Annotated in this window: 22 protein-coding genes and 1 pseudogene; 13 read left to right on the top strand and 10 right to left on the bottom strand. The window is 47.3% G+C overall.

The window, feature by feature from the left end:
* Positions 1–40 precede the first annotated feature (40 nt).
* The 4 genes from D0A34_14025 (at position 41) to D0A34_14010 (ending at position 4,418) form a co-directional block, all read left to right on the top strand.
* Entirely contained in the window at positions 41–760 is a 720-nt protein-coding gene (locus D0A34_14025) for a carbonic anhydrase (protein ID UNU19842.1), read from the top strand.
* A 112-nt stretch (positions 761–872) separates the two neighbouring features.
* Positions 873–2,426 (top strand): NADH-quinone oxidoreductase subunit M, encoded by a 1,554-nt coding sequence (locus tag D0A34_14020; protein UNU19841.1) that lies wholly within the window; start codon positions 873–875, stop codon positions 2,424–2,426.
* Between the two features lie 177 nt (positions 2,427–2,603).
* Entirely contained in the window at positions 2,604–3,926 is a 1,323-nt protein-coding gene (locus D0A34_14015) for a CO2 hydration protein (protein ID UNU19840.1), read from the top strand.
* 285 nt (positions 3,927–4,211) lie between these two features.
* Positions 4,212–4,418: a hypothetical protein gene (locus D0A34_14010; GenBank protein UNU19839.1), complete on the top strand. Its 207-nt coding sequence runs from the start codon at positions 4,212–4,214 to the stop codon at positions 4,416–4,418.
* A gap of 41 nt (positions 4,419–4,459) precedes the next feature.
* Here D0A34_14010 and D0A34_14005 read toward each other — a convergent pair whose 3' ends face one another.
* On the bottom strand, positions 4,460–4,930 hold the full coding sequence (locus D0A34_14005; protein ID UNU19838.1) for a hypothetical protein: 471 nt from the start codon (positions 4,928–4,930) through the stop codon (positions 4,460–4,462).
* Positions 4,931–5,059: 129 nt separating this feature from the next.
* On the opposite strand from D0A34_14005, the gene D0A34_14000 reads away from it, so the two are divergent.
* The 4 genes from D0A34_14000 to D0A34_13985 all read left to right on the top strand — a co-directional run bounded on the left by D0A34_14000 (position 5,060) and on the right by D0A34_13985 (position 6,278).
* Entirely contained in the window at positions 5,060–5,272 is a 213-nt protein-coding gene (locus D0A34_14000) for an XRE family transcriptional regulator (GenBank protein UNU19837.1), read from the top strand.
* A gap of 75 nt (positions 5,273–5,347) precedes the next feature.
* Positions 5,348–5,560, top strand: coding sequence for an XRE family transcriptional regulator (locus D0A34_13995; protein ID UNU19836.1), 213 nt, complete (start codon positions 5,348–5,350; stop codon positions 5,558–5,560).
* 86 nt (positions 5,561–5,646) lie between these two features.
* Entirely contained in the window at positions 5,647–5,859 is a 213-nt protein-coding gene (locus D0A34_13990; GenBank protein UNU19835.1) for an XRE family transcriptional regulator, read from the top strand.
* A 224-nt stretch (positions 5,860–6,083) separates the two neighbouring features.
* Positions 6,084–6,278: a hypothetical protein gene (locus D0A34_13985; GenBank protein UNU19834.1), complete on the top strand. Its 195-nt coding sequence runs from the start codon at positions 6,084–6,086 to the stop codon at positions 6,276–6,278.
* A 275-nt stretch (positions 6,279–6,553) separates the two neighbouring features.
* On the opposite strand, the gene D0A34_13980 is transcribed toward D0A34_13985, so the two are convergent.
* The 4 genes and pseudogenes from D0A34_13980 to psaA form a co-directional block, all read right to left on the bottom strand.
* Positions 6,554–7,093 (bottom strand): cold shock domain-containing protein, encoded by a 540-nt coding sequence (locus D0A34_13980; GenBank protein ID UNU19833.1) that lies wholly within the window; start codon positions 7,091–7,093, stop codon positions 6,554–6,556.
* A 12-nt stretch (positions 7,094–7,105) separates the two neighbouring features.
* Positions 7,106–7,312, bottom strand: a pseudogene (locus D0A34_13975) (hypothetical protein).
* 221 nt (positions 7,313–7,533) lie between these two features.
* Complete coding sequence (psaB, locus tag D0A34_13970; GenBank protein UNU19832.1) at positions 7,534–9,762, bottom strand: photosystem I core protein PsaB; 2,229 nt, start codon at positions 9,760–9,762, stop codon at positions 7,534–7,536.
* Positions 9,763–9,872: 110 nt separating this feature from the next.
* On the bottom strand, positions 9,873–12,167 hold the full coding sequence (psaA, locus tag D0A34_13965) for a photosystem I core protein PsaA (GenBank protein UNU19831.1): 2,295 nt from the start codon (positions 12,165–12,167) through the stop codon (positions 9,873–9,875).
* Between the two features lie 643 nt (positions 12,168–12,810).
* Here psaA and D0A34_13960 point away from each other — a divergent pair.
* Together D0A34_13960 and D0A34_13955 are read left to right on the top strand one after the other, a co-directional pair.
* On the top strand, positions 12,811–14,439 hold the full coding sequence (locus D0A34_13960; protein UNU19830.1) for a hypothetical protein: 1,629 nt from the start codon (positions 12,811–12,813) through the stop codon (positions 14,437–14,439).
* Between the two features lie 81 nt (positions 14,440–14,520).
* Positions 14,521–15,489 carry a methyltransferase domain-containing protein gene (locus tag D0A34_13955; protein ID UNU19829.1) on the top strand — a complete coding sequence of 323 codons (969 nt, stop codon included), beginning with the start codon at positions 14,521–14,523 and terminating at the stop codon, positions 15,487–15,489.
* A 150-nt stretch (positions 15,490–15,639) separates the two neighbouring features.
* Here D0A34_13955 and D0A34_13950 read toward each other — a convergent pair whose 3' ends face one another.
* Positions 15,640–16,119, bottom strand: coding sequence for a DUF2726 domain-containing protein (locus D0A34_13950; GenBank protein ID UNU19828.1), 480 nt, complete (start codon positions 16,117–16,119; stop codon positions 15,640–15,642).
* Complete coding sequence (locus D0A34_13945) at positions 16,119–16,826, bottom strand: hypothetical protein (protein ID UNU22292.1); 708 nt, start codon at positions 16,824–16,826, stop codon at positions 16,119–16,121. The genes D0A34_13950 and D0A34_13945 overlap by 1 nt, the downstream gene beginning before the upstream one ends.
* 297 nt (positions 16,827–17,123) lie before the next feature.
* Between D0A34_13945 and D0A34_13940 the strand changes: the two genes are divergently transcribed.
* Positions 17,124–18,764 (top strand): hypothetical protein, encoded by a 1,641-nt coding sequence (locus D0A34_13940; GenBank protein UNU19827.1) that lies wholly within the window; start codon positions 17,124–17,126, stop codon positions 18,762–18,764.
* Positions 18,765–18,912: 148 nt separating this feature from the next.
* Here the strand turns inward: D0A34_13940 and D0A34_13935 are convergent, their stop codons facing one another.
* From D0A34_13935 to D0A34_13925, 3 genes are all read right to left on the bottom strand, one after another.
* Positions 18,913–19,101: a hypothetical protein gene (locus D0A34_13935; protein ID UNU19826.1), complete on the bottom strand. Its 189-nt coding sequence runs from the start codon at positions 19,099–19,101 to the stop codon at positions 18,913–18,915.
* Positions 19,102–19,103: 2 nt separating this feature from the next.
* A complete protein-coding gene (locus tag D0A34_13930; GenBank protein ID UNU19825.1) occupies positions 19,104–19,904 on the bottom strand; it encodes a circadian clock protein KaiB in 801 nt (266 codons plus the stop codon).
* 61 nt (positions 19,905–19,965) lie between these two features.
* Complete coding sequence (locus D0A34_13925; GenBank protein UNU22291.1) at positions 19,966–21,228, bottom strand: type IV pilus twitching motility protein PilT; 1,263 nt, start codon at positions 21,226–21,228, stop codon at positions 19,966–19,968.
* A 305-nt stretch (positions 21,229–21,533) separates the two neighbouring features.
* Between D0A34_13925 and D0A34_13920 the strand changes: the two genes are divergently transcribed.
* Both D0A34_13920 and D0A34_13915 read left to right on the top strand, forming a co-directional pair.
* On the top strand, positions 21,534–22,931 hold the full coding sequence (locus D0A34_13920) for an amidase (protein UNU19824.1): 1,398 nt from the start codon (positions 21,534–21,536) through the stop codon (positions 22,929–22,931).
* Positions 22,932–23,203: 272 nt separating this feature from the next.
* Positions 23,204–25,207 (top strand): cation:proton antiporter, encoded by a 2,004-nt coding sequence (locus D0A34_13915; GenBank protein ID UNU19823.1) that lies wholly within the window; start codon positions 23,204–23,206, stop codon positions 25,205–25,207.
* Positions 25,208–26,178: the final 971 nt, after the last annotated feature.

Raw genomic sequence — 26,178 nt, 5'->3', positions numbered from 1 at the left:
GGCACAAAGATTTCCAACTCTTTCAAATAAGGCAAAATAAATGAACTCAAACAACAGACAATTCAATCTTTCCCGCCGCAATTCCCTCAAATTTGTCGCCGGAGCCATTGGTACAGGAATACTCGCAGCACGAGCAGGCGCTGATTTGGCTGCACCCGAACCGGCAATTGCTCAAAATGACTCGACTCCCGATGCAGCTTTGCAAAAGTTAATGGACGGCAACAAGCGGTTTGTTGACAAAAAACGCCAAAGTCCCAACCAAGACTTTGGGCGCCTCACCGAAGTTGCCAAAACTCAAAAACCCTTTGCTGCTATTCTCGGCTGTGCAGATTCCCGCTTTCCTTCGGAAATTATCTTCGATCAAGGATTGGGAGATTTATTTGTCTGTCGCGTAGCCGGAAATGTTGCTACTCCCGAAGAAATTGGCAGCCTGGAATTTGGCACGCTGGTATTGGGAGCAAAAGTGCTTGTGGTAATCGGGCATAAACGTTGCGGTGCGGTAGACGCAACCATCAAAGGAGCTCAAGTTCCCGGCCAGATTGGCAGTTTGCTCGACGCGATTAAGCCTGCTGTAGAAAGCTCGAAAAACCAAACAGGCGACAAGCTAGAAAATGCTTCAAAAGCCAATGTTGTGCTCCAAGCTAACAAGTTGAAAGCATCTCCAGTTATCTCTAAGTTAATTGAGGAGAATAAACTGAAAGTTGTTGGTGGCTATTACGATTTAGACACGGGAACAGTCACTATTCTTTCTGAGTCGTGAGGAAATTTGGGATTGATAATTGGGAAAAAGTTTAACATCTAAACTCTCAAATTATCAAAGACAAGAGGCTGCAAAATAGATTGTTCACTCTTCACTCTTCACTTCACACATTATGCTTAGTGCCTTGCTCTGGTTGCCCGCGTTGGGCGCTGCGGTAGTCGGGTTCCTGCCGGGAAATATCAATGGGATGCGTCTGCGTTCAATAGCCTCGGCTTTTGCGGCAGCTATTTTCATTTTGAATATCTGGCTGCTGACTCAATTCGATCCAGCCAATTCGGGACTGCAATTTCAAGAATATTTGCCTTGGATTCCACAATTAGGTTTGAGCTACAACTTGGGCATTGACGGTTTGTCCTTGCCGCTGCTGGTTTTAAGTGCTTTGCTGACGCTATTAGTCATTTACGGCACGGGCGAAAAGATGGAGCGCCCCCAGCTTTACTACGCTTTGATTTTGCTAATCAATGCTGGTATTGCCGGAGCTTTGATGTCTCAAAATTTGCTGCTGTTTGTACTGTTTTACGAAGTAGAATTAATTCCTTTTTACCTGTTGATTGCGATTTGGGGCGGAAAGCAGCGGGAATACGCTGCCATGAAGTTTTTGATCTACACGGCAGTTTCGGGACTTTTAGTGCTGGCAGCATTTTTGGGTGTGGCTTGGCTGAGTGGGTCTTTAAATTTCGATTACACTGCGATTACCACTCAAGAATTGCCCTTGAACACGCAATTGATCCTGCTAACAATTGTACTAATTGGGTTGGGAATTAAAATTCCTTTAGTGCCGCTGCATACGTGGCTGCCTGATGCTTACGTCGAAGCTTCGCCAGCAACAGCAATTTTGCTGGGAGGGATTCTGGCGAAGTTGGGAACTTACGGTTTAGTGCGGTTTGGCTTGCAGATGTTTCCCGAAACTTGGTCGATTATAGCCCCCGCTTTAGCGATTATCGGGACTGTGAGCGTGATGTACGGTGCTTTGAGCGCGATCGCCCAAAAAGATATCAAGCGCATGGTAGCCTATAGTTCGATCGGACATATGGGCTACATCCTCGTTGCCTGCGCGGCGGGTACGAAGCTGGCATTAATCGGTGCTGTCGGGCAAATGGTAAGCCACGGATTAATTTTAGCTTTGCTGTTTTATTTGGTAGGCATCATCGAAACCAAAGTTGGCACGCGGGATTTGGACGTGCTCAACGGTTTGATGAACCCGATGCGGGGTTTACCCACTGCCAGTTCCCTGTTAGTTTTGGGCGGCATGGCAAGCGCCGGTATTCCGGGTTTGGTGGGTTTTATTGCTGAATTTTTAGTCTTTCAAGGTAGTTTTTCAGCATTTCCAATTCCAACTTTACTGTGCATTTTAGCCTCGGGGTTAACAGCAGTTTACTTTGTAATTCTGCTCAACCGCACCTGTTTTGGCAAGTTGGACAATGCCACGGCTTACTACCCTCCAGTTACGTTTGGTGAAAATATGCCGGCGCTGGTTTTGGCGGGCATCATTTTTGTGTTGGGGATTCAACCTGCTTGGCTGCTCAAGTGGAGCGAATCAACTACAAATGCGATCGTTGCTACTCTGCCGACGGACAGAAATACCCAAGTTGCTATTAGCTATCCCCTAGAACACTCGGATATGGAAATCGCGTCTACACAAACGAAGTCCGCCTCTGCAGACTAACAATCTACTCGTTACCAGGCAGAGCCTGGTAACGCAGCTCCGGAGGCTCTGCCTCCAATTTTACGGCTCGCGGACCTGGATATCGGTTCCCAGGAATATCCTGGGAACCAGTTAAAGAATCGCAGCTTTTTGCAATAATTCAAAATATTTAGATTCAGTCAATCAAAGGAAGAAACAATGGTACAAACCCCTAATAAACCAGCAACTAAACTACCTCCTTCCAAACACCAATTTGCCGAAGTAATTCACAGGCTGGAAGCTGGCGGCGCGATGATTCCAGATACGCCGGAAAATCTGATGCAAATCATCGCTATCTGGAAAGCTTACGCAGTGCCGATGGATTTCTACTGGCGGGATTTACTTTACATCGCCGAACGGGTATTTTTACACCCACTTCCTTTCTTTAAATACTTCTTGCCCCAGGAGTATTTAGACTTGCAAAATCACTATGCAGGCGACGGTGCAGATTTGCGAATTTGGCGCGGGACTGGAAGTGTTCACCCGGAACTTTTGGAGTTCATGCAGAAGGGTGAAACTGGTAAAATGCCGCGGCTGTTTCACCATTTGTGGCACGATCGCATTAACATGGAATTTGCCGAAGAGTGCATGAGGTCAATGCTTTGGCACCGGGGCTTGTACGTGCCGACCAATCAATTCGATCCTTATTTGGACAGTGACGAATATAAGGCTAATGCCGATCGGGCAATTAAAGCTTACTTCAAAAAAAACCCGTTCATGCTGGCACTTCACAAAGCATTTCCAGAAATGTTTTTAGAACAGTGCCGCCAAATGTCTTATTACAGCAATCTCGGTTTATTCTGGGAAGTCATGGCGCCGGTGTTTTTTGAGGTTTCCGACTTGTACGACGAAGGGAAAATTACGACAGTCCCGCAGGCGATGGAGTTCCTCGTAAATGGCATATTTGCGATCGCCGGTCGTCCGATTTACCACCACGTTCAAATCGACGGCGAAACCTACGAAATCATCCCCAAATCTAAAGGTTTCACTTGGCTTTATGAAGCAGCGTTACCTTACGTGGAAGCTGTATTTTATCGCACTTCGCCGTTCCGAGGAACCAAATCTTACAACGCTCAAGCTAAGGAAGTTCCTGACGATCAAAAAGACTTCCACTACGGAGTGCTTTATGCCGACAAATTCCCGGTAGGTACGGCGGGCATTCCGCCAACTTTGCTAGCACAAGATATGCTGCATTTCCTGCCGCCTTATTTGATGGATTTCTACAAACAGCGCTGTCGCGGCGAAGATGATATTCTCAATCAAATTGGGGTGACTTTTCAGCGATCGATGTACTGCGTTACTTCGGCGGTGATTCAAGCTTTGCGGACTGCTCTTTTGTATCCTTTAGATGACCCAAATCCAAAGCATTTGAAGGCAAATCGAGCTTTCTTTGAGTCTCAAATCGATCGCTTCTGTCGCCCGGAATACGGCATGAAATATGCTGCGAAGTTGAAGAATATTCAGACTTCCGATTATAGGTAAAGGATGTTTGCGGGAGGCATCTTAGCTGAACATTCCGCCAGTCCGTTAGTCCGCCAGGGGTTTAAACTCCTGGCTCAAAGCTCAAGTCGGTTAAACCCAGTGGGAAAAATCAGAGTTTTTTTTAGCCCTTTCAAGAGTTTTATAAAATTAAGCCAGTTGGCATCGTAATTATTCATCTCTCTCTCTTCTTTTCGTCTGATTTATGTGCGTTTTCTGCGTTCTTTGCGGTTTAATCAGTCAGATAAAACCGGAAATGATCTAACGAATAACAAATAACCAATAACTATGGACAGCAAAGATTTAGCCAAATATATCCAAGCAACTGACGGGATTTCCAAACCTTGGCTGTTGGTACAACTGCGGCTGAAAAAATTGCAAGAAAGGCGATCGGAGATTTCTGCTGAAGAGTATATGACAGAACTTACGGACATTCACAAAGATTTAATGAATCTGGGGGAATGGTGGCTGGGAATCGAAGATGAGGTGTTTTAAAATTTAATTGAAAGTTCAAGTAGGATTAAGTCGATCGCACTTTAAAATTTCTCCATCAAATCTTTTTCTTGAGCATAAACATCTCGTAGCTGTTGCAGCGCCGCCCCAGAAATGACCGATTTAACAGTAGCTACCAATTGGCCCCACTCCAGCAATCTGTCAACTGAAACAGCTTTTTTGAACTTGTAGGTGTAGAATTTAGTCCAAAATGCTGGTGCTTGCTTGCTTTTCCAGCGTTTGTACCATCTGCCAAAATCTTGAGGTGCGATCGGCTGTACTTCTAAAATAGGGGGAAAATCGGCGTAGCTGACAAAGCGGCTGAGGCCTTTGGCGTGCACGTAAACCATGTAGCGACAGCATTCAATGCGGTAAATCTCGTCTGCTGCGATATTGAACAGCAGTGCAACTGTTTCTTCTGTGACAAATCTTGCCAGCGGATGCAGGATGGGAGATTTGTGAATTATTTTGGAGCAAGCGAAAGTGCTTGATTTTAGCTGGGATGATGCTATCATAGTAAGTCAGACAGCTAGTAACTGTCTATTTAAGTTTTGAAAACGATCGCCCTTTAGTTGTCCAGACCGGGGGGCGATCGGCTTTTTAGATAAATTTATTGTAAGGTGTTATAGCACCCATTGTCAACCATGGGTTTAGTAAGAATTAAAGTCAGAGAACTAGCAGCAGAGAAAGGCTGGACATTCAAGGAAGTTTCAGAACGTTCTGGGGTGGTATACAACACGGTCAAGCATTATGCTCGCTGTCCAGGGCTGACAACGGTTGACTTTACTTTGCTGCTAAAATTAGCTCGGACTTTTGATGTGATGATTGAGGACTTGGTTGAGGTTTTGGAGGAATAAGCCGATCGACCACGATTTTGACTGATTTTCTGATATCATGGTGAGTCAACCTTAGAATTGCATCAACTGTCAAGCATGGGTTTAGTCAGGCTAAAAATTCGGGAACTAGCGGCGGAGAAGGGCTGGACGCTTAAGGAAGTATCCGATCGTTCCGGGGTAATTTATAGCACTGTCAGAAGCTATGCTCGTCGTCCTGAAATGGCAATGGTTGACTTTACTTGCCTGCGGAAGTTAGCTCGCACTTTTGATGTGATGATTGAGGATTTGGTTGAGGTTTTGGAGGAATAGTCGATCGGCCTTGAGTTTTCTACGCCGGGGGCGATCGCTTTTTCAGATGCAATTATCTTAAAACGCAACTGCATTATTTGTCAAGCATGGGTTTAGTCAGAGTTAAAGTGCGAGAGCTAGCGGCTGAGAGGGGCTGGACATTTAAGGAGGTGGCTGAGCGATCAGGCGTGATCTACAGCACCATAACCAGCTATGCTCGTCGTTCAGAAATATCAATGGTTGACTTTACCGCCCTGTATAAGTTAGCGCGGGCATTTGATGTGATGATTGAGGACTTGGTGGAGATTATTGAGGAGTAGGCGATCGGCTTTTCCACATTTCCACTATAAGCCGTTGCGTTACGTCGTGTCAAGACGCGCTTAAACAGGTTTCGTCGTAGCTAAAAGCTGAGGTTAAAAGTGCTAAGATTTAATCCAAGTTATTAATCTCCCGTTACCTTTGTGAAAATCAAGCAATTTGGTTCGGGGCCTCGGATTCATCTGTGGGATCAATCTAAAATCTAAAATCTAAAATCTAAAATTGGATGACTAGAGCCAGTACCGCCATCGGGGTGAGCCCCATAATTAAGGAACTTGTGCAGAAGAAGGCGCTAGCAACCCGACTAACGCTGAAGGAAATCATTTATGTCGGGATGCTAGCGATTGACGAGTTGGACGAAAAGCGCCTGCAAGAGTTGGCAGATAAGGTGCATCAGATGCAGATGAATGGGGAGATTTGAAGCTGAAGAAAACAAGGTCAACATTATCATCTTTACGGCTAAAAGCGACTAAACTTTACCCAAGGTTGATCGGCTTTGGATGTCACATCAATAATCTCCGCTTCAGAAGATTGCTTGCGTATCACCTCAATTTTCTTTCTTTTGCTTTCAAAGTAGAGTTGCCTAGTCAATTTGGGGATCGAATAAATCCACCATCGCAACAAGGGGGATATCGACTTCTTGCTTATTCACTGGGCAATCCGTTCTGGTGCAGCGCCGTTGTTGCCATGCTGGGGCTACCTCGGTGCTTTACGCCAACCATTGGCGCTCGCCTCGGACTCTGTGCAAAACCATCTCTCTCCGCTAGCTTGATCGATAACTGTTGATTCGTAATCTTCCATGCCTGGAAGGTGATAAACCTTATTGCCTGTATTGATCGAGATGTTGCCTTTGATAGTACATCCTGGTTTTGCGATCGATGTAATTGAAGAGAGAGAACGACTGCGACTCAACTGCATGGTAACAAGCACAATGACAGCCAGAATCCCAATACTAGCAACTGTTTTGAGTAGACCGGGTTTCTTTAGTTTCTGCTTTGTTGGCTCATGTCTAGGTGCAACACCTTGAATTGATGCCCTAGTGGCACGTACTTTCCCGTCTGTTTCAGCAACTCGCTCGTACAAAATCGTATCTCCGACTTTTGGGTGGCGACTTGCTCCCTTCAGCGCACTGATATGCAAGAAAACTTTTTTACTGCCATCATCGGGTTTAATGAAGCCAAACCCCCGATCGTCTTTCCATGTTGTCAGTTGCCCTTTATTCAGAACAGGTTTCATAAAATCGCACTTTTATTCCTGCTTAACAGACTCAGCCAAGCGCTTCGCATTTTCTCCCTGATGAACATTAATCGGATTATTGCGAATATCAGCTTCTACCATCGCCATCCGTACATCTAGTGTTAGAGTCCAAGCTTCAAGCATTCGGTTGCTTTCCCGCACTCATGCGACTGTTTTCTTAACTTTCTTTGAATCGGGAAGTTGTCTTTGGTCAATCATAGTATGTTGCAATCCCTTTGAGTATCTCCTTTCGATTAACCCAAATATAGCAATCGCCAAGACGGTTAGGACATTCTTGATCGCTGAAGCTATTACCGTGGCTGCATTTTCTTTCTTCCTTCTTCCTTCTTCCTTCTTCCTTCTTCCTTCTGCTATACAAAAAAATCCCCCGCTAGAAGGCGGGGGATTTTAGTTAATTACCTAGAAACCAGAGTTCAGAGTTACCCGAATTTCCCGGCCGTCGAGGCAATTACAAAGGCGGCGTAAGTGAGGATGTATCCCACAGTAAAGTGAGCCAGACCCACAACACGACCTTGGAGGATGGACAAAGCAACAGGCTTGTCTTTCCAGCGAACCAAGTTAGCCAAAGGAGTGCGCTCGTGAGCCCAAACCAAAGTCTCGATCAACTCTTGCCAGTAACCTCTCCAAGAGATCAGGAACATGAAACCAGTTGCCCAAACAAGGTGTCCGAATAAGAACATCCAAGACCAGACAGACAAGTTGTTAGTACCATACGGGTTGTAACCGTTGATCAACTGAGCGGAATACAGCCAGAGGTAATCGCGGAACCAGCCCATCAGGTAGGTAGAAGACTCATTGAACTGAGCCACATTACCTTGCCAGATGCCCAGGTGCTTCCAGTGCCAGTAGAACGTTACCCAACCCAGGGTGTTCAGCATCCAGAACATAGCCAGGAAGAAAGAGTCAAACGCAGCGACATCGCAAGTACCGCCACGGCCGGGGCCGTCGCAAGGGAAAGCATAACCGAAGTCTTTCTTGTCCGGCATCAGCTTAGTACCGCGAGCGTCGAGAGCTCCCTTGACCAAGATCAAGGTGGTGGTGTGCAAGCCTAGTGCGATCGCGTGGTGAACCAAGAAATCGCCAGGTCCGATCGCCAAGAACAGAGAATTAGTACCGCTGTTAATCCCGTCTAACCAGCCTGGGAGCCACACGTTAGCATAGTTCGGCCAAGCGGTAGAAGCAAGGCTGTCAGGGTTAGACAACAGCACGTCCATGCCGTAGAGAGCTTTTCCGTGAGCAGCTTGGATGAACTGTGCGAACACTGGTTCAATCAAGATTTGCTTTTCAGGAGTACCAAAAGCAACTACCACGTCATTGTGAACGTACAGGCCCAGAGTGTGGAAGCCCAAGAACAGCGACACCCAGCTCAAGTGAGAGATAATCGCTTCTTTGTGCTGCAACACGCGATCGAGCACGTTACCTTTATTTGCTTCAGGATCGTAGTCCCGCACCAAGAAGATAGCTCCGTGGGCGAAAGCGCCGACCATGATGAATCCAGCAATGTACTGGTGGTGCGTATAAAGCGCAGCCTGAGTCGTGAAGTCCTTCGCCATGAAAGCGTAGGGAGGCATCGCGTACATATGCTGTGCTACCAGGGAGGTGATCACGCCCAAAGCAGCGAGGTGAATTCCCAGTTGGAAGTGCAGCGAGTTGTTGTAGGTTTCGTACAAGCCTTGGTGAGGCAAGTTGAACTGCCCTTCACTCTTGCCGCCGACCAAACCAGCCTTAGAATCCAACATCTCTTTGATGCTGTGACCGATACCGAAGTTAGTCCGGTACATATGACCGGCAACGATAAACAGAACTGCGATCGCCAAGTGGTGGTGAGCGATGTCTGTCAGCCACAGGGATTCTGTTTGAGGGTGGAAGCCACCCAAGAAAGTCAGAATTGCGGTTCCAGCGCCTTCGGAAGTACCGAAGACATGGTTCGGTGCATCTGGGTTCTCGGCGTATACGCTCCAGTTACCAGTGAAGAACGGAGCCAAACCTGCCGGGTGAGGCGGGGTAGACAAGAAGTTTTCCCAACCTACGTGCTGTCCGCGAGATTCGGGGATAGCAACGTGAACCATGTGACCAGTCCAAGCCAAAGAGCTGACACCGAACAAACCAGCCAAGTGGTGGTTGAGGCGAGATTCAGCATTTTTAAACCAAGACAAGCTGGGGCGGTACTTGGGCTGGAGGTGCAACCAACCTGCGAACAGGAAGACAGCCGCCAGTAGTAGCAAGAAGATAGCTCCTTGATACAGGTCAGCGTTTGTCCGAATCCCTTGAGTGAACCACCAATGGTAGACACCGGAGTAAGAGATGTCCACTGGGTTAGAAGCGCCCCCTTGAGTGAAAGCTTCTACTGCAGGAGCGCCGAATTGCGGGTCCCAAATCGCGTGAGCGATCGGGCGGACGTTTAGGGGGTCTTTAATCCACTGTTCAAAGTTACCTTGCCATGCTACGTGGAACAGGCTGCCCGAAGTCCACAAGAAAATGATTGCTATGTGGCCGAAGTGAGAAGCAAAAATCTTTTGGTAAAGATTTTCTTCCGTCATGCCATCGTGGCTTTCAAAGTCGTGTGCTGTGGCAATCCCGTACCAGATCCGCCGTGTGGTCGGGTCTTGGGCAAGGTCTTGGCTAAATTTTGGAAATTTCGTTGCCATAAGCCTTGATTAATCCTGAATCCTGAACAAAATTGAAGGGATTCGGTTCGGAGTTTGGATTCTCGATTTGAGATTCCTCCCAAATCGAGAATCCAAAACCTAGGGGTAGTTTACCCTACCGAAATGATTCGCGCTAGGAAAAATGCCCACGTAGTGACAATTCCTCCTAGGAGGTAGTGAGCTACACCCACAGCCCGACCCTGAATAATGCTCAGAGCGCGAGGCTGAATCGACGGAGCTACCTTGAGCTTGTTGTGAGCCCAAACAATCGACTCAATCAGTTCTTGCCAGTAGCCACGGCCACTAAACAGGAACATCAAGCTGAAGGCGAAGACGAAGTGTCCAGCTAGGAACATCAGACCGTATGCCGACAGTGCCGAACCGTAGGACTGAATCACCTGAGAAGCTTGCGCCCAAAGGAAGTCCCGCAGCCAGCCGTTAATCGTGATCGAACTTTGTGCGAAGTTGCCGCCGGTAATGTGAGAAATTGTGCCGTCTGGCGATACTGTTCCCCACACGTCCGACTGCATTTTCCAGCTAAAGTGGAAAATCACGATCGAGATGCTGTTGTACATCCAGAATAAGCCTAGGAACACATGATCCCAACCCGAAACTTGGCAGGTGCCGCCACGGCCTGGGCCGTCGCAAGGGAACCGGAAGCCCAAGTTGCCTTTGTCGGGAATCAAGCGAGAACTGCGTGCAAACAACACGCCCTTCAAGAGAATCAGGACTGTAACGTGAATTGTGAAAGCGTGGATGTGGTGGATCATGAAATCCGCCGTACCCAGCTCGATCGGCATCATCGCTACTTTGCCGGCGACTACTACTGCACCGCCGCCAAAAGCGTGGCTAACGATTTCCGTAGCATTAGGCGCTGTTGTACCCGGAGCCAAGGCGTGGATGTTTTGTACCCACTGGGCAAAAATCGGACGCAACTGAATCCCGGTATCCGAGAACAAATCTTGAGGACGACCGAAAGCGCGCATCGTGTCGTTGTGAACGTACAAACCGAAGCTGTGGAAGCCCAAGAATATACAAACCCAGTTCAGGTGGGAAATGATCGCATCTCTATGACGGATCACGCGATCGAGCAGGTTGTTGACGTTGCCGCTCGGTTCGTAGTCCCGCACCATGAAGATTGCTCCGTGAGCGGCTCCTCCAACGATCAGGAATCCGCCGATCCACATGTGGTGGGTGAAGATGGACAACTGAGTCGGGTAGTCGGTCGCGATGTACGGATACGGAGGCATCGCGTACATGTGGTGAGCCACGATGATGCTCAGAGAGCCCATCAGTGCCAAGTTAATCGCCAGTTGCGCGTGCCAAGAAGTAGTCAGGATTTCGTAGAGACCTTTGTGACCTTCACCAGTGAAGGGGCCTTTGTGGTTCTCTAGGATTTCTTTCATGCTGTGGCCGATGCCCCAGTTCGTGCGGTACATATGACCAGCAACGATGAACAGCACTGCCAAAGCTAAGTGGTGGTGTGTTGTATCAGTCAGCCACAAACCGCCTGTGGTCGGGTTCAGACCGCCTTTGAAGGTCAGGAAGTCTGTGTATGCGCCCCAGTTGAGGGTGAAGAAGGGGGTTAAACCTTTAGCGAAACTCGGGTAGATGTCAGCCATCAAGCCCGGTGTCAAAATCCACTCGTGCGGCAGGGGGATGTCGGCAACTGTTTTGATCAGCTTGCCGCCGACTGTCAGCGGTGAACCTGCATCGATCGCGTCCATGCAAGCGTTGATTGGCAGCGACACGTGAATTTGCTGTCCCGCGTAGCCCAAGCAGCCGCAGCCCAACAACACAGCCAAGTGGTGGTTCATCATCGATTCCACGTTCTGGAACCATTCCAGTTTCGGAGCGCGGACGTGATAGTGGAACCAACCGGCAAATAGCATCAGAGCTGCCATTACCAGGGCGCCGATTGCAGTGCAATATAGCTGGTATGAGTTAGTGATGCCGTTGGCGCGCCACCACTGGAATAGACCAGAGGTGATCTGAATTCCGTGAAAGCCGCCGCCTACATCTGCATTTAAAATTTCTTGACCAAAAATCGGCCAGACCACTTGAGCGCTGGGCTTGATGGCTGTAGGATTTGTCAGCCAAGCTTCGTAATTGGAAAATTTAGCGCCGTGGAAATATGCGCCACTGATCCACACGAAGATTACTGCCAAGTGGCCGAAGTGAGCGCTAAAGATTTTGCGCGAAACGTCTTCTAAGTCACTTGTATGACTGTCAAAGTCGTGAGCGTTAGCGTGGAGGTTCCAAATCCAAGTGGTGGTTTTTGGCCCCTTAGCTAGAGTGCGATCGAAATGACCTGGTTTTGACCACTTCTCGAAAGAAGTTGGAACCGGATTCTTATCGACTACTACCCTAGCTTTTACCTCTCGCTCTGGAGGACTAATGGTCATGAAGACTCTCCTCTCGGTAAGACAAGGAACGAGAACTGAATACTGTACCTGACACTCCCCGCGCTTGATTAGGCGGGGGATTCTCGGGAGAGCCGACACTGCAATGCACTTCACTCTTTGCAGAGTTAGACGCAGGTGCATCGTCTACCCAAGCATTTTGCTTCTTTGAAGAAGCCAGTTTCCCAGTGTCGCTAACAATGTCCCTGGGTACTGCCAACTCTTCTCGCCAGATGAGCTGCCGATCTCGTCCTTGATCCAGACTTGATACGGCTGCTCCTTTTGAGGGAGTTTTATGAATTATAAGCTTGCTAGAGGAGTATTAATCGCTTGTTAACAATACTTAAAAAAGCCTCTATTCTTGATGTAATAACGCCTTTAAATCCCACAGTCCCTCGAAAAAGTCAAGGGGTACTGCCATTAACTTTACAAAACTCAAAGATCAAGTAATTTAGCAATACTCATTTGTACATATATGTTTTGGAAAAAGGCTGCAGGAATTAAGAGTGGGAGAGGATGGGTTGCCCCCTGCCGCCTCAATCCGGGTTCCTACGCGGCTTTGGAATTCCTGAGCGGCAATTCCCCCATACTAAATTCATTTTTGGGCTATAGTTCCCTATGAGAAGGCTTCTAGGAGTATGGTTGCGTGATTGGGATCAATTGGCACAGAACGGTTGCGGGCAGGCTGCTGGCATTGTTCGCAGCAGCAATATTAATTTTGGGTTTAGCAAGTTGTGGCGCGGGCCATCCCGAATTGCCCAAATCAGGGAACAAGAGCGGCTCAGCTACCGCCCCAGTAAACAGAATCTCAGAGGTTTCTCCCCCAGAAGCCATTCAACAACTGCGTCAGGCTCTAGAAATCTACCAGCCTCAAATTAGTATTTTGAATCCAAAACCTGACGAAGTGCTTCAGGATATAAATGTGTCTGTTGAGTTCCAAGTGAAGGACTTGCCCATTTTCAAAGATGCAAACTTGGGTTTGGGCCCCCATCTGCAAGTTTTATTAGACAACCAACCTTATGCAGCCGTTTACGACATCAACCAACCTTTAAGGTTCTCCGACTTAGAACCCGGAACCCATACCCTGCAGGTGTTCGCCGCTCGCCCTTGGGAAGAAAGCTTTAAAAACGAAGGTGCCGCTGCTCAAACCACCTTTCACGTTTTTACCAAAACAGAGGACAATAATCCCGATCAAACATTGCCCCTATTAACGTACAACAGTCCCCAAGGCAGCTACGGGGCAGAACCCATCCTGCTCGACTTTTACTTGACAAATGCCTTCCCGCACGAAGTGGCGCAAGAAAATTCCCAAGATGAAATACTCGATTGGAAAATTCGAGCCACAGTGAACGGCGAAAGCTTTGCGATCGACCAGTGGCAACCTATATATCTTAAAGGATTCAAACCAGGGAAAAACTGGGTACAGCTAGAATTAATTGACGAAGGAGGAAAAATTGTCAAAAACGCCTTTAATAATACAGCCCGACTGATAAATTACCAACCGCTCGGTCAAGATACTCTTTCAAAATTAGTGCGGCGCGAACTAACAGCAGCAGAAGCTCGCGGTATAGTCGATCGCACCTACCAAGCCCCCGAACCCAAACCAACTCCAAGCCCCGAACCGACACCGACACCTGCATTAGACAAAACACCAGTTGTCCCACCCTCACCAGCGGTTCCAGAAACCCCTGTTACTCAACCGAGCTTAGAGCCAACAGTCGCTCCCGAAGTTGTTCCCATTCAAGTAATAGAACCGACACCGACAGCAACCCCCCAACTCGAACCGCCAAAAATTGTAGAACCAATTCAAGCAATAGAACCGACACCGACAGCAACCCCCCAACTTGAAGCGCCGAAAATTGTAGAACCAGTTCAAGTAATAGAACCGACACCGACAGCAACTCCACAGTTAGAAACCCCCAAAGTTGTTGCACCCGTTAAAATAATAGAACCGACCCCAACAGCATCTCCCCAAACAAAAAAACAGGAATATAAAGGATACTACAATCGGTTCCGCAACTTCTTGCCTGAAGAACCCCAACCTGCTAATCCTTCATATCCGCCAACCCTGCCAGAAATAACAGGAAAAGCTCCAGTACCAAAAGTAGTCGCTCCCGCGATACCAGAAGAGTCTCCCAATCTTGTACCGCCAACGCCACCAGTTGCCGCTGAAACTCCTAGCCAGCCAACCACCGAATTAGCAGATCCCAAAACAAGTGTTTCCGAACCCGAAAATCCGCCCAAATCCGAACAAAAAGTCGAATTTGCCACCTAACAAAATCTTTCTGGGCTTCTTCGTGGCATGGGGGTCCCGCCCGTGCTCCATCTACGGTTAAAAATTAAAGGACACTAAAAAATGACCTACCTCGAAACAGCAGCCAAATTCTACAGTGATGTTGCCGAAACACCCCAAATCGGACTTTGCTGCGTCCAAAGCAGTCCATTGCAATTGCCAGGATTAAAAATTCCCGAACAAATGCAAGAAATGAATTACGGCTGCGGCACAACCGTTCACGCCGCCGAACTTGTCGGCAATCCCTTCGTGCTTTATGTCGGCGTCGGCGGCGGCTTGGAAGCACTACAATTTGCATATTTTTCTAGACACAAAGGAGCGGTTATTGCCGTCGATCCGGTTCCAGCAATGCGAGATGCGGCTGCACGAAACTTGCAAATTGCGGCCCAAGAAAATGATTGGTTTGATCCGAGTTTTGTAGAAATTCGTGAAGGCGATGCTTTTGCGTTGCCAGTGCCGGATGCTTCTGTAGATGTTGTCGCTCAAAACTGCTTGTTTAATATCTTTGAACCAGCAGATTTAGCTAAAGCATTAAAAGAGACTTATCGGGTGTTAAAACCGGGTGGCAGATTGTTGATGAGCGATCCGATCGCAACTCGGCCAATTCCGCAGCATTTGAAAGAAGACCAACGCTTGCGCGCCCTGTGTTTGTCGGGTGCTCTGACATACGAAGAATACGTTCAACACCTTGTAGATGTAGGTTTTGGGCAAGTCGAAGTTCGGGCGCGCCGTCCTTACCGACTGCTGGACAAACACAATTATCAGTTAGAGGCGGATTTGCTGTTAGAAAGCCTGGATTCGGTGTCTTTCAAAGTGCCTGTACCGGATGATGGAGCTTGCATTTTTACTGGCAAGACTGCGATTTATGCGGGGTCTGAAGAGCTGTTTGATGACGGGGCGGGTCACGTTTTGCAGCGGGGCGTGCCGGCGGCGGTGTGCGATAAAACTGCTGGGAATTTGGGCGGATTAATGCCGGATAAGGTGTTAATTACGGATTCTACTTGGCATTATAACGGCGGCGGTTGCTGTTAGGAGAAAAAACGGCGGTTTAAACAGCGGCTAGACGAACGAAGTCGGCCTGCGCGGCCTCTTGAAAACCCGCCCAGGCGGGTTTTGTTTGTGTAGTCGCGATTTCCAATCGCCCCGTAGATTTGGACAGAATCAAGAGTCGCATAAAGTCTGTTACCAAGCTATAAGCTGAACTTGAGGCGCGACTGATTCCCTGCAATACTGCCTGATTAGCGCTTGGGCATTTTCCCTGTTTTGTCCCGTGTATAAATTGTAAACTACTTCCTCATCTTGAGAGGATAGATATAACAAACCACAATTTTTCACCCGCGAGTAAATTAAGGGAACTTTGGCAAAGTCAAGTAAAGTAGCTTTTTTGCGATCGCGCTCTTTCGCTTCTGGGCTATCGTGGTACTGAGACTGAAACTCTACTACTAGGCAAGGATTGTAGTTTAAGTCTGTTATTAGAGCATCCACAGCACTGGGGCTAAATAAAAACTTTTTGAGTTCCCAGTCAAGGTTGCTGACTTGTTCGCAAATTTGGGACAAGCTAACCTGTGTATGGATTTTATAGTTGTTGTCTACGCAGGTGTCAAGAAACTCAAGCATTCTTTGTTCGTAAGGGTTGACCAGTCTTTTGGCTTTGACAGACATTATTGTCCCTCCAAGAGAATTTTTGCAAAGTGACCCAGGAACTCTTCTAGAACTTCACTTGAACTGATAGAAACCTGCCATGCGTAGGGAAAAAGTTTATCTTCGCTGAGTATGACGTAGCTGTCCCTATTACTTAAGGTTTCAAGGGGAAATTTTTCATTTTTTCTAAAGTGAGCCCTTACATAAACGTTGCGTTCTCCTAGTCGTCGTACATGAGAGTTTATTAGGTGGTATTCTTTGGGAATTTCATTTATATAAAAACTTCCCCTTGTTTCCCCTTCTATTAGGGTAGTAAATTGCGGATCAATTGAATTTAAAAAAAGCTCTTTTTTACTGGGTAAAACCCAGACTGCTCCTGCTGTAACAAGTTCAGGTGTTACTCCTTCCCCTGTCCAATACTTGAAGCTGAGTATATGTTCGTCTAAGATATCTTGAGGAATAGAAATAAACAAACTATCCTTTCGCTCTTGAAAAACAACTTGATAACGTTTATCCGCTTTCCATAGCTTCTTAACTCTGTATCCTATATATTGAGAGGTTCGCTTCTCCTCAAACTTTTCGTAAAAACCAAGTTCCTTTAGGAAACTAATAGCCAAAGATATCAAATCTTCGCCACCTTCAATCAATTGAATATTGGTCGAAATCAGCCGGGGTACGCCGTCTTCTACCTCAAAACGTTGGATGACATCGTAGATAATTTTAGACATTGGCTGGTTCCTAAAAACCTTGGCTAAGATTCCTAGATATAGCTTAAACTGACCCGCCAGGGATGTCAAGCATCTTGGCTAAGATTTTTAGATGTTAATTACAGAGGAATTTTTTGAGTATTTATACGCAACAAGGACAGTGAGGCCCGATCGCACCCTTGGCCTCCCCCTCTTGTGGTACAGGCACTCCGACCTGTACCACAAGCCCTCGTTTAACCTCCCCTTTCCCCATCCTGCCAAACTTCCCGCTAAATTAAAGAAGTAAAAAAATCATTCACATCCTACCCAGGAGATGCCATGCCTCGCGTCAGAGCACCAGAATTCCCCGGAAACTACCCCTGGTTAAACACCGACAAACCTTTATCCATTGAATCTCTAAAAGGCCGGGTCGTCCTCCTCGACTTCTGGACGTACTGCTGCATCAACTGCTTGCACGTCCTCCCAGACTTAAAATACCTCGAACAAAAATATAAAGATTCCCTCACGGTTATCGGCGTTCACTCGGCTAAATTTGAAAACGAAAAAGAAGTAGAAAACATCCGCCAAGCTATCCTCCGCTACGATATCGAACATCCCGTAATCGTAGACAGCGGCATGAAAGTTTGGCAAAGCTACGCGGTTCGGGCTTGGCCGACTTTAATGGTGATCGATCCTGAAAGTTATGTCGTTGGGTTTGTTTCCGGTGAAGGCAATAGAGAAGCACTTGACGAGTTAGTTGGCAAGTTAATTGCTGAATACAAAGATAAAAATGCACTCAAATTTAAACAACTCACTTTTAGCTTAGAAAAACAGCGCAAACCGGTATCAACACCGCTGGCTTTTCCCGGTAAAGTGCTGGCATTTGCGATCGCTGCAACGGAGGCAAAACAGCTTCACCAACAGGGCGCGCTTTTGGGCGAAATGAGTCAGGGAAATGAATCTGTAGATGAAACTGTATTGCCCGGACCTGCTAATTCAGTTATACAAAACTTAGTCGGTTCTTGCTTATTTATTGCCGATTCAGGACACAATAGGATTGTTGTCAGCACCCTCGAAGGTGAGGTGCTGCACGTCATCGGTAGTGGCCAACCGGGTTTAACTGATGGGGACTTTGAAGAGGCTGAGTTTTTTGCACCTCAAGGTATGGCTTTTGATGCAGAAAGTCAAATTCTATATGTTGCTGATACGGAAAATCATGCTCTCAGAAAGATTGATTTTACGACTCAACGGGTAGAAACTGTTGCTGGTACCGGCGAACAAAGTCACGAAATTTCACCCCGCAGCGGCAAGGGTTTAGAAACGCAATTGAATTCGCCTTGGGATTTAGAAAGAGTTGGAAATAGACTTTTTATTGCAATGGCGGGTTCCCACCAAATTTGGGAAATGCAGTTAGACACTGGCACGATCGGCACTTATGCGGGTATTGGCCGAGAATCCTGTGTGGACGGGAATCTTGCAGAATCTGCTTTTTCTCAGCCCAGCGGCCTCGCTACGGATCGATCGGAGTTGTTTGTTGCCGACAGCGAAATTAGTTCGATTCGTGCTGTGGGTATAGATGAAGACCCGAAGGTTCGCACTGTTTGCGGTAGCGGTGAATTGTTTGGTTTTGGGGATAAAGATGGTCGCGGTGATGAGGTAAGGTTGCAGCACTGTTTGGGTGTTGAATACGCTCAAAATTACCTCTGGGTGGCTGATACTTACAATCACAAAATTAAGCGGATCGACCACCGGGGCGGTACGTGCAGAACAATGATTGGAGAGGGTACAGCAGGTTTGGTTGACGCTAAAGGCCTCAAGGCTCGATTTTTTGAACCTTCAGGGTTGAGTGCCATCGGGCCTCACTTGTTTGTTGCTGATACGAACAATCATGTAATTCGCAGAGTTGAGTTGGATACGCTGGAAGTCACAACTTTGGATTTCCCCGGTTTGTGCGCTCCTGAGGTTTGTCTTCCTGATTAAGTCGATCGACTTTTTTTACTTCAGGCACGGTTCTCAATTCTCCTGATTGCCAGATTGATTGTGGTAAAGTAGGGTGCTCTTCGGCGCACCTTACCGCAATTTTCCAGCAAAGTAAGTTACCCTAATTATTCGCGGCGAGTGCAGTGCCTCACCCGCCATTCACTCCTGGATGCAGAACTTCTATATTTAGGGTGTACGGCCCAAGAACACCTAATTGATATAAGTAGAACGCCAAACCACTTTTTGCGTCCAGCACTGAATTACGAAATCTTGTTAATTCGATCGCTACTAAAACCGCGATCGCCAGTAGTAAATAATCCCAACAATCCTCGCCCAAATCTAAAATTCCGAATAGCTCAGCAGTCGCACTATTTTTTCATCATCGTTCAATTCGCCGACAATTCGTCGCACGGGTTTCGGCCAGATTTTAATCAAAGTAGGAGTTGCTGAAATCTGATCTGCCTCAGCTTGGTCTGGATGTTTCAAAACATCAATTACTTTTAAAGTGTAGGGACGATCGAGGCATTGCTCTAAGAACTGGTGTAATGTTTCCAGGGTGCGTTCAGTGCTGGGGTTGCTGCCAGAAACAAACAGACGCAAAACGTACCCTTGAGTGTGTGGCGGTGGGGTGAGTGCTGTTGGTTTGGGCAGCCGAGTCTGCTGCGATTGCGGAAAGGCCAAGGGAGGTACTGTCGAACTGCTCGAGTCCGATCGAGCTTCGGGGCTGGCATACTGTACAACTAAGTCGTGATTTTCCCAAAGTTCGGGGAATTGTTGGTGATAAGTAGCCATCGCCATCGGTTCGCACATTTCTTCACTCTGGGGATGCCACACTAAGTCGCCAGTCCCAAAAATGGCGTTCAGCAGCGTTTGATGTCGCAGCACGGGGGGGTAAGCCTCGGCAGCAACCCGCACCTGCCGATCGCCTGGATCGAGCCAGGAGTCAACGGTTGCCGTGTAGCAAGGTATCAGAAAATGCGGGGGTTCCGACAAACCGAGGAGCTCCTGTAGAGCTACGCACAACTGCAAATGCCACCGAGTTTGCTTGTGGGGGTCTATGCAATAGATTAAGTCTCCCCCTGGTGTAAACAGCGCAATGCCTTTGAAAAATTCTGGCAAAATAGGGCGATCGACTTTCAATTCAGTACACCAATAAAAGTTAACAGTTAACTGTTAACAGTTAACTGTTAACACTCCACCTTTAGACTCGACCTCGAAGCATCTGAGCCATTTCGTTCGGGTACGGCGAGTTCTCTACACAAAGTTCTTCAGTAATCCGACCTTCTTGATAAAGGCCGTAGAGCGACTTATTCATCGTCGTCATGCCTTCATAAGTATCTTTGATCATGATTTGATTAATTTCCTCATTCTGGCCCTTCAGAATGTATTCCTTAACCACGTCGGTATTGATCAAAACGTCGTGGAAAGCAGCCCGCTTCCCGTCTGTCGTTTTGCACAGCAGTTGAGCAATAATTGCCACTAGGGATTCGGAAATTGAAACCCGTATGGCCTCCTGTTCTTCGGGCCCGAACATATCCAGAATCCGGTTCAGAGTTTTAATCGCACTGTTGGTGTGCAGCGTTCCTGCAACTAAGTGACCGGTCTGAGAGGCTTTGAGGGCGATTTCGACCGTCTCTCTGTCCCGAATTTCTCCTACTAGCATCATGTCCGGGTCTTGTCGCAGAGCGCCTTTGAGAGCGTTCATAAACTTGAGCGTGTGCCTGCCGACTTCCCGGTGCTTGATCAAGGATTTTTTGCTTTCGTGTACGAATTCTACCGGGTCTTCGATCGTGATGATGTTGTACGCTTTATTCTTATTGATGTAGTCGATCATCGCGGCCAAGGTGGTAGACTTACCCGAACCTGTCGGGCCTGTTACCAAAATCAGCCCTTTGTGATAGCCACATATTTTCTTAAAGACCTCCGGCAGTTTCAATTCCTCCAGTGTCATTATTTTGGAAGGAATTAGCCGCAGCACCATCGCCGGGCCGGCCAAGGAGTCCATGCAACTGATCCGAATCCGCACGAACCCGAAGTCGAAAGCGCCGTCAAAGTCTAGGGTTTTTTGGAAAATTTCAATTTCTTCATCGCTCATGCACTCGCGCAACCAGCCAAAAAACGTATCTAAATCTGTTGGTGGATAGCCGATGTCGGCAATCTCGCCCCGCGTGCGGAAGCGGGGAACTTCGTTTACTCCGAGGTGAAGGTCGGATACTCCTTCATCTTTGGCTCGGAGGACTAGCTCTTTCAAAGTCGGAGATCCGCCGCTGCTAAAGCTCGGGCCTTTAGGTGTGGCGAAGGATTGGGGCGGCGGTGCTGGTGCTGGTGCTGGTGCGGGCGGCGGTGCTGGCGGCATTCCTGCTGCTCTGGGGGGCATCCCTGGAGCTGGAGGGCGGGGTATTCCTGGCAGTGGGGGAGCTCCGGGTACGGGCGGGCGAGGAGCTGGCGGATGCTGCTGTGTCATATGCGCTACCTTAAGTTGGTGAGAAGGCTGACTCGAACAGATGATTTGTGGGAGTTGGACAATGCCGATCGCCATTGTGGGGGTCTTGCACAAAAGCTTAACTGTTGTACTCAGTCTATCGCAAGATCAGGTTCTACTGGTGCAATACCAAGGAAATATTCTGCCAATAGGAGGATGCGCTCACCTATATCTACGACCAAATATGGATTTTCCACATTTTTGGAGAATTTTTTTTAAGGAAAAGAGTTTTCCGCAACCAAGCAGTATAAATTGATACTTTAGCCAAATATTAAGGACTTAAACCGATGAATTCTGTCGATCGGGCTTTTACTCCAGCTCTGGAGTTGGCGGAGTCGATCCGCACCCTGGAAGTGTCGCCTTTAGAAATTGTTAATCTCTACTTGGAACGGATTGAGCGATTAAACCCTGAGCTTGGCAGTTATTTTACAGTAACGGCCGAGCGGGCGATCGCCCTAGCTAAATCTCAAACCGAAAAACTAGCTGGATTAAACAAGCCACAGGAATTGCCACCTTTTTTCGGAGTGCCGATCGCCATTAAAGACTTGACACCAGTTACGGGCGTTCCCTGTACATACGGCACTCAGGCTTTGCTGGGTAACATCTCTGCCTACGACGAGTCAGTAGTATGGCGGATCAAAGCAGCAGGATTTAACATTCTGGGCAAAACAGCCACCTCTCAAATTGGCTCATTACCTTACACCGAACCCGAAGGTTTCCCGCCCGCGCGCAATCCCTGGAATTTAGACTATACGCCCGGAGGTTCCAGCGGAGGCTCAGCGGCGGCTGTAGCAGCCGGTTTGTGTGCGATCGCCCAAGGTTCAGACGGCGGCGGTTCGATCCGAGGCCCAGCTTCCTGCTGCGGTTTAGTGGGCATTAAACCATCGCGGGGGCGAGTTTCCTGGGCACCTGTCGGAGATTACCTCAGTGGCATTTCTGCCAACGGCCCCCTGGCGCGAACTGTAGCTGACGCCGCCGCACTTTTGGATGTAATGTCAGGCTACACAACAGGCGATCCGTACTGGCTACCAGATTCAAATCCGACGTTTTTAGAAGCTTGCACTCAAGAGTTAGGCAAGCTACGAATTGCTTTTTCTACCAGTATTTCCCCTGTGGGCGAGGCTTCCGCTATCTGTCAGCAAGCGGTACTCGAAACAGTAAAATTATTGACAGATTTGGGTCACGATGTCGAACCGGGATGCCCAGATTTTACAGGTTTAATCGAACCGTTTACCGCAATTTGGCAGTCTGGGGTCGCTGCAAGTGGCATTCCAGGCCCTGCTTTGGAACCGATGAATCGCTGGCTGTTAGAAAGAACTATTTCCGCTGGGGAATATTTGCGGGCGGTGAATCAAATGCAGGTGATTTCACGGCGGATTGTGGGATTCTTTGAAAAATTTGATGTGTTAGTTTTGCCGACTTATATGCACTCCCCCATCCGGGTTGGGGAGTGGGCGGATTTGAGTTTTGAAGAAACTTTGCAGCGGATCATTAATTGGATTGCTCCTTGTCCGCCATTTAATGCTAGCGGTTTGCCTGCGATCGCACTTCCTGCCATTTTAGATAACAACGGTTTGCCCGTGGGAATTCAAATTATCGGGCGGCCGGCGGCGGAAGCAACTTTAATTGCTTTAGCAGCGCAGATGGAAGCAGCGAAACCTTTCCCGGTTTTAGATTTTAAATAGAGAAGAGCAAGGGATAAAAGCACGTTTCCCTTTGTTATGGGTATTATTCCAAATCAGGACTTGTGCGCCGGGAACTAGAAACCCGGCTTCTTTCATAAATTTCTCGTAATCAAACCCATGTTTAACCAAGAAACAGGGTTTCTCCCGCCCAGCCCTACTTATTAAGAATCACGCTGTAAATTATTGATGATACCTCTTTAGATTGATAAATATTTTGATTATTTTATTTTAAATATGGTAGCAGAGCGCTGCCAATATTTAGGGTGAAATTTATGTTAACTTCCGGCCCGATTACCGCTCCCGTTCCCATTTTTCTAGTTCTTTTAGCAATCATGCTACTGGCGCCGCTGTTATTTGAGCGCTTGCGACTGCCGGGAATAGTCGGTTTAATTATTGCTGGCGTAATTGTCGGGCCCAACGGTCTCAATTTGCTGCAACGGGACGCTACTATTGTTTTGTTAGGTACAGTAGGGTTGCTGTTTTTGATGTTTTTAGCGGGACTGGAAACTAGCCTCGACGACCTCAAACTCAATGCGGACAAAGCTGTCATATTTGGACTGGCTACTTTTTCGTTGCCGATGATATTGGGGACGGGAGCGATGCTGCTGTTGGGATATAGCTGGCTGGCTTCAATTTTAATTGCTTCTTGTTTCGCTACGCACACACTTTTAGCGCTGCCAATTCTCACAAAATTGGGATTGATGCGAACTCAGACTATTACTACGACTTTGGGGGGGACTTTAATTACAAATGTGTTGGGACTGTTGGTGCTGGCAATTGTTGTCAAAGCTTTCAAAGGAAATCTCACTCTAGAGTTTTGGCTGTTTCTAATTCCATCTCTTGCTATCTACACTTTTGGTACTTTGTGGGGAGTTCCTAAAATCGGTCGCTGGTTTTTTAAGAAATTCAGATACGACGAAAATGCCGAATTTATATTTGTATTAGCCACCCTGTTTTTAGTTTCTTACGCAGCCGAACTAATTGAGATTGAGGCAATTATTGGTGCTTTTTTATCGGGAATTGCCATTACTCAAATTATTCCCAAAATGAGTCCGCTGATGAATCGGATTGAGTTTATTGGCAATACGCTGTTTGTGCCGTTTTTTCTGATTTCTGTGGGGATGTTAATTGACCCGCTAATTTTGGTTAAGCAGCCGCAGTCTTTGTTGGTGGCGGTGGTGATGATTTTAGCAGAGGCGGTGAGCAAGTTTTTGGCAGCTTGGATACCGGGGAAATTATTTCGTTTTGAGTTTCCAAGCATTATGGTAATGTTCGGCCTTTCTGGTGCTCAAGCTGCTTCTACTTTGGCTGCGATTACAGTTGCTTTTGACATTAAATTGGTCGATCGCGTAACGGTGAACGGCATCATTGCCATGATTTTAGTAACTTGTGTCGCTTCTCCTTGGATTGTATCTCGGTGGGGTCAAGAAATGCAGCAGCCGGGGTTGAGTTTGCCGACTGCTACTTCCGGAAAGCATTCATGGGGAGAGCGAGTTTTAGTGCCTGTTGCTAATCCGAATACGGAAGATAATTTGCTGCGTTTGGCTTTGATCTTAGCAAAAAGATATCAGGGAACTTTGCTGCCGCTGCATATTTTGTCCGATCGCGGGGAAGCAATTTCGCCCGCAGATAAAATGCAGCAAACTCAACTTTTGACGGCTGCGGAAACTGTGGCCCATGCGGCTGCTTGTGCGGTTGAACCGATCGCGAGGATAGATGATGCGATCGATCGCGGAATTCTGCGGAGTGCAACCGAACGCGAGGCTAGTTTAATTGTTTGCGGTTGGAAGGGATTTTCCACTACTCGCGACAATTTTTTTGGCAGCATCATTGACAATGTGGTAAGACGATCGCCCGTACCCGTACTGATTGCTCGATTTCCCAATCCTCTCCAGAATACAGCCAGAGTTATTTTGGCGGTAACTGACAGCGAGTTGACTCGGTTTGGATTTCAGGAAACGGTGGATATTGCTAAGAGTTTGGCCCAGGAACTCAAGGCGACTTTGCAAGTGGTGTTGGTGGCTACACAAGGGGAAAAAAGCAACAAAAGTGCGTCGGAGGTGGAAATTCTTTCTGAGATACCAGTAAATCGGGTGCGGGGAAATTTTATCAAGCTAGTTTCGCAGCAGTTGTTAGAAGACGATTTGCTGATTTTAACAACAATTTCTCAGCAACAGAAATTGTGGGAACAACCGGGAACTCTCAAAGAACCGGAAGCGATCGCCCGGGCTCACCAAAATATTTCGATGCTTGTTGTTTATTTTCCTGTATCTTGAGGAAAATTTTAACCGCAGATGATGTTATGAATCTGCATTCATCGGCGGTTAATGTTTTAGGACTAAAGCCAAGTGGCAAATTAAACAAAGGTATGTAGTTGCGCTCGACTCGCTCTTTCCTAAGCTAAGAGCGCACAAGCGCAACTACATACCTAATATTTAACCCCCTATTTGTGACAATTGTGTAAGTCCTATATTTAATCCTAATCCAACGGAATTGCTAGCAAAATTTCCGCACCTTTGCGCGGTTCGGAAATACACTAGATCGCTGTACATAGTTTTTAGGCAACACTTGGATAGCTAATCGATAGACTCTATTTTGAATCTTTCCCTTACCGCAATTTGGCTTAGTGCCTTAAGTAATATCAAATCGGGTAGCATCAGAATTAATATTACCCCCAGTCAGGACGCGCGCCGTGCAGTTTCCGAAAAATTAATCGGGCGATAGGTACATCTGTCACGACCGCTTATGATTATTTTGGGCTGGGGAACAGCACTGCTGTGCCCTCCGTTGCTATGATATATGAGTGCAACCGGAAGTGATATAAATGGCTATCTTTCTTTGGTGGACAATTCTACTTAATAATTTGTCGCAGCTCACTTTTACTTCCATATTTAATTGGCTTCACAATCACTTCCTGTAATCAATGAAGCACTTCTGGCCTTTGTGGTCAATATTTACCAATGTTGCAGGCTTAAATTCCCCTTCACTTTTTAGACTCAAATTATGAATTATTCAATGTGGATAATTGTGAAGTTCCAGGAGTATAGGATTTACCCAACAAAGAAAACCTTACAGTTAGGAGCAGATCGCTCTTTTCACTCGCGAAGTTTGTATTTTTTTGGCGGTCGATTAAAAAATCCTTCAACTCATCATCATTAGCACCCGCACAAGAAGTGTACTTAGGTACGGAATGTGCGATCGACAAGTAAATATGCGTAGAGGCCTTGACGATCGCACCCCGATAGAG

Source organism: Microcoleus vaginatus PCC 9802 (assembly GCA_022701275.1).
Taxonomy (GTDB): Bacteria; Cyanobacteriota; Cyanobacteriia; order Cyanobacteriales; family Microcoleaceae; genus Microcoleus; species Microcoleus vaginatus_A.
The sequence above is the reverse complement of the archived record's forward strand: the minus strand, read 5'-3'. Positions and strand labels throughout refer to the sequence as shown.